The sequence below is a fragment of the Streptomyces sp. NPDC054840 genome, assembly GCF_053611065.1.
The window spans coordinates 1-4,062 of record NZ_JBSGZP010000658.1 but is presented as its reverse complement, the minus strand read 5'-3'; the positions used below and the strand labels follow the sequence as shown (position 1 = coordinate 4,062).

The 4,062-nt window shown below is 72.6% G+C and carries 5 protein-coding genes; 2 read left to right on the top strand and 3 right to left on the bottom strand.

Features of this window, described 5'->3' with window-relative positions:
* Positions 1-776 precede the first annotated feature (776 nt).
* Positions 777-944: a DUF3117 domain-containing protein gene (locus ACWGIU_RS31730; RefSeq protein ID WP_003966491.1), complete on the bottom strand. Its 168-nt coding sequence runs from the start codon at positions 942-944 to the stop codon at positions 777-779.
* A gap of 333 nt (positions 945-1,277) precedes the next feature.
* Here ACWGIU_RS31730 and chcB point away from each other — a divergent pair, with 333 nt between their 5' ends.
* On the top strand, positions 1,278-2,081 hold the full coding sequence (gene chcB / locus ACWGIU_RS31725; protein ID WP_453711566.1) for a 2-cyclohexenylcarbonyl CoA isomerase: 804 nt from the start codon (positions 1,278-1,280) through the stop codon (positions 2,079-2,081).
* 25 nt (positions 2,082-2,106) lie between these two features.
* Here chcB and ACWGIU_RS31720 read toward each other — a convergent pair whose 3' ends face one another.
* The gene (locus ACWGIU_RS31720; protein WP_453711565.1) at positions 2,107-2,685 is read right to left on the bottom strand and encodes a DNA-3-methyladenine glycosylase I; all 579 of its coding nucleotides are present in this window, start codon (positions 2,683-2,685) and stop codon (positions 2,107-2,109) included.
* A complete protein-coding gene (locus ACWGIU_RS31715) occupies positions 2,682-3,035 on the bottom strand; it encodes a DivIVA domain-containing protein (RefSeq protein WP_453711564.1) in 354 nt (117 codons plus the stop codon). Before ACWGIU_RS31715 ends, ACWGIU_RS31720 begins: the two co-directional genes overlap by 4 nt.
* Before the next feature lie 76 nt (positions 3,036-3,111).
* Here ACWGIU_RS31715 and folP point away from each other — a divergent pair, with 76 nt between their 5' ends.
* Complete coding sequence (gene folP, locus ACWGIU_RS31710) at positions 3,112-3,972, top strand: dihydropteroate synthase (RefSeq protein WP_453711563.1); 861 nt, start codon at positions 3,112-3,114, stop codon at positions 3,970-3,972.
* Positions 3,973-4,062: the final 90 nt, after the last annotated feature.

Below are 4,062 nucleotides of genomic sequence, written 5' to 3'. Positions count from 1 at the left end.
CGAATACGCCCAGTATGGGGGCGCCCCTCCGCCTTGCGATGCACCGCATCCGACGCCGTGCGCCGATCCACCGGGGATTACGGGACAGCCCTTAGGCCGTCTCCTTCGGATCATGTCGGCCGAGCCCCGGGAAGTGGTTTCGCCGAGGCCCTTCCCCGGTCACGCCGTGAGGTGCCTGCGGGCCGGCCGCTCACTTCGACGACAGGGCGCTGTCCCGTCATCCCCGGTGGATCAGCGCACGGCGTCCGGACGCGGCGCATCCCGCGCATGCGGGCGTTCCGGCATGGCGGCGAGGTCCGTAGCCGGCTCGTGCGGCCGCCGGGACGCCGGGGCAGCCCCTGGGGAGCGTCTGCGGGCCGCGTAGGGCCTGGGGGACCAACGGGGCCGGGGATCCGGCGGAACGGCTCAGGAACGCGCAGGTGGGGGCCGCCCGTACCGCCCCCGGGCGGTGCCCGCGAAGAGCTGAGCCGGGATACGCGCCTTCAGGGCCGGACGGGCCGCGTCCACGCGGTGGTGCCGTGCCGTCCGACCGGCGGGAGCGGCGCGCCCACCGGGTTCGCCGGCGCCGGCCCGCCGGACAGCCCCCGGGCGGCCTTCGGCGGGGCGCACAGTGGGCGAAGGCGGGCGGCGCGGGCGGAGGTGACGGCGCGCCTCCCCGTGGAGCTCGGCTCCAGCGGGCGACAGCACAACGCTGCCCCGGCCGCAGATCACGGTCGGGGCAGCGCAGAGAATGCAGAAACGCAGAAGGTGGAAGTGCTGTCAGTGTCCCCGTGGGGTCAGCCGACGACCTTCTTCAGGGCGTCACCCAGGGCGTCCGCTTCATCAGGGGTCAGCTCGACGACAAGCCGACCGCCGCCCTCGAGCGGTACGCGCATGACGATGCCCCGCCCCTCCTTGGTGACCTCGAGCGGGCCGTCGCCCGTCCGCGGCTTCATGGCCGCCATGCTCGTTCCCCTTCCTGAAACCAGCTCATCGTCAGCCGACGGCCCCATTCAGGCGCCTAATACCCGGCATCGAACACATTGCTTCCCAGCCATTATCCCGCATGTCAGGACCCGATGACCAACATCGCCCGGGAACGCTTGGGCAACGCGCTCGACCAAAACCACTCATTTCGGGGATCCGCCTGCGATACTTCGCCGCCGCACCGGGGAAGCGGCATCGGCTTTCTTTGACGCACATCACATGTGCGTGCCCCGTCCGGTCCGCCATGCTGACCTTTGTACCGGACAGTACCGACCGGTAGCCAAGCCCGCGACGAAGGGGGACCCCCTGCCATGGCCGACAGCGTGCTCTACGAAGTGACCGACGGACTCGCCACCATCACGATCAACCGCCCGGACGCGATGAACGCGATGAACACCGAGGCCAAGGTCGCCCTGCGCGACGCGGTCCGGGCGGCGGCCGCCGACACCGCCGTACGGGCCGTGCTGCTGACCGCGGCCGGGAACCGGGCCTTCTGCGTGGGTCAGGATCTCAGGGAACACATCGGCAACCTCGCCTCGGACCGCGAGACCGGCTCCTCGCTGACCATGACCACCGTGGCCGACCACTACAACCCCATCGTGCGGGCGCTCACCGAGATGCCCAAGCCCGTGGTGGCCGGGGTGAACGGCGTGGCGGCCGGAGCGGGCTTCGGCTTCGCGCTGGCGGCGGACTTCCGGGTCGTCGCCGACACCGCCTCCTTCAACACCTCGTTCGCCGGGGTGGCGCTGACCGCCGACTCCGGGGTCTCGTGGACCCTCCCCCGTCTGATCGGCGCCTCCCGCGCCTCGGACCTGCTGCTGTTCCCGCGTTCGATCAAGGCCCAGGAGGCGTACGAGCTCGGCATCGTCAACCGCCTCGTGCCCGCGGACTCGCTGCACGCCGAGGCGGAGGCCGTGGCCCGCACGCTGGCCGCCGGCCCGACGGTCGCGTACGCCGCCCTGAAGGAGTCCCTGGCGTACGGGGCCTCCCACACGCTCTCCGAGGCCCTGACCCATGAGGACACCCTCCAGACGCGTGCCGGGGCCTCCGAGGACCACTCCATCGCCGTCCAGGCCTTTCTCGCGAAGCAGCCGCCGAAGTACCTGGGCCGCTGACCGGGGTCCCGCGATCCGGCCCGGCTCAGGCCGGGTCGCGGGAGACGCAGTCGGCCAGGTGGTCGTTGACCAGCCCGCAGGCCTGCATCAGGGCGTAGGCCGTCGTGGGGCCGACGAAACGGATGCCGGCCTTCTTCAGGGCCTTGGCGAGCGCCGTGGACTCCGGCGTGACCGCCGGGACCTCGGTGACCGTCAGCGGGACCGGCCCCGGCTCCTCGGGAGCGTGGGACCAGATCAGGGTGTCCAGCTCACCGGCCTCCCACCCGGCGAGGACCTTCGCGTTGGCCAGGGTCGCCTCGATCTTGGCCCGGTTGCGGATGATGCCCTCGTCGGCCAGCAGCCGCTCCGCGTCGCGGTCGTCGAACTCCGCGACCGCCGCGATCGAGAAGGCGGCGAAGGCCTTACGGAACCCCTCGCGGCGCCGCAGGATGGTGATCCAGGACAGGCCCGACTGGAACGCCTCCAGGCACAGCCGTTCGTAGAGGGCGTCGTCCCCGTGCACCGGACGGCCCCACTCGGTGTCGTGGTAGACGACATAGTCCGGCGTGGACAGGCCCCACGGACAGCGCAGCAGCCCGTCCACGCCCGCCACCGAGCCGCTCACCGCTCACCGCCCTTGCTGAGGTCGACGTGCCCGGGCGTGTCCGACGGGGCCGCGGCGGACGCCGCCGCGGCCGTCAGCTGCGCGATCCGCGCGTCCCGCTCGGCCAGTTCTGCCGCGAGCCGCTCCAGTACGTCGTCCACCTCGGCCATCCGGTACCCGCGCGGCGCGACCGGCAGCCGCAGCGCGTCGATGTCGGCCCGGACGACGGGCCGGGTCTCCGGCAGCCCGTCCGCGACCCGGTCCGGCTCCGCTTCCGGCAGGACGGCCTCCGAGCCGCCGCCGATCACCGCGAGGGTGACCGCTGCCACGACCACGACCAGCGCGATCATCAAGAAGAAGAACACGATCAACTCCCCTGAGAGACTCCGGCCACCAGGTTAAGGTCGCAGGCGAGGCGCAAGGGCCGCCGAAGGAGGAAAGAGCAGGATGCTGCGACTGGGCAGGCGCGAGTTCGACACCCACGAGCCGGTGATCATGGCCATCGTGAACCGGACGCCGGACTCCTTCTACGACCAGGGCGCGACGTTCCGCGACGAGCCGGCGCTGGACCGGGTCGAACACGCGATCGCCGAGGGCGCCGCGATCATCGACATCGGCGGGGTCAAGGCGGGCCCGGGCGAGCACGTGGACGCGGCCGAGGAGGCCCGGCGCACGGTCGGCTTCGTGGCCGAGGTCCGGCGCCGCCACCCGGACGTGGTGATCAGCGTGGACACCTGGCGGCACGAGGTCGGCGAGGCGGTGTGCGAGGCCGGGGCCGATGTCCTCAACGACGCCTGGGGCGGGGTGGACCCCAAGCTCGCCGAGGTGGCCGCGCGCTACGGCGCGGGCCTGGTCTGCACCCACGCGGGCGGTGTGGAACCCCGCACCCGGCCGCACCGGATCGCGTACGACGACATCATGGAGGACGTCCTGCGCGTGACGGTCGGCCTCGCCGAACGCGCCGCCGCGCTCGGCGTCCGCCGCGACGCGATCATGATCGACCCCGGCCACGACTTCGGGAAGAACACCCGGCACTCGCTGGAGGCCACGCGCCGGCTGGACGAGATGACCGCGACGGGCTGGCCGGTCCTGGTCTCCCTGTCCAACAAGGACTTCGTCGGCGAGACCCTCGACAAGCCGGTCAAGGAGCGCCTGTTGGGCACTCTGGCCACGACCGCCGTCTCGGCCTGGCTGGGCGCGCAGGTCTACCGCGTCCACGAGGTCGCCGAGACCAGGCAGATCCTGGACATGGTCCGCTCCATCCAGGGCCTCCGCCCCCCGGCGGTCGCCCGCCGCGGCCTGGCCTGAGCCCCTGGCCCGCCGCGGCCTCGCCTTGAGCCCCGCCGGTCGCCCGCCGCGGCCTGGCTGACGCCTTGCCGGGCCCGGGGCGGAGCGCCC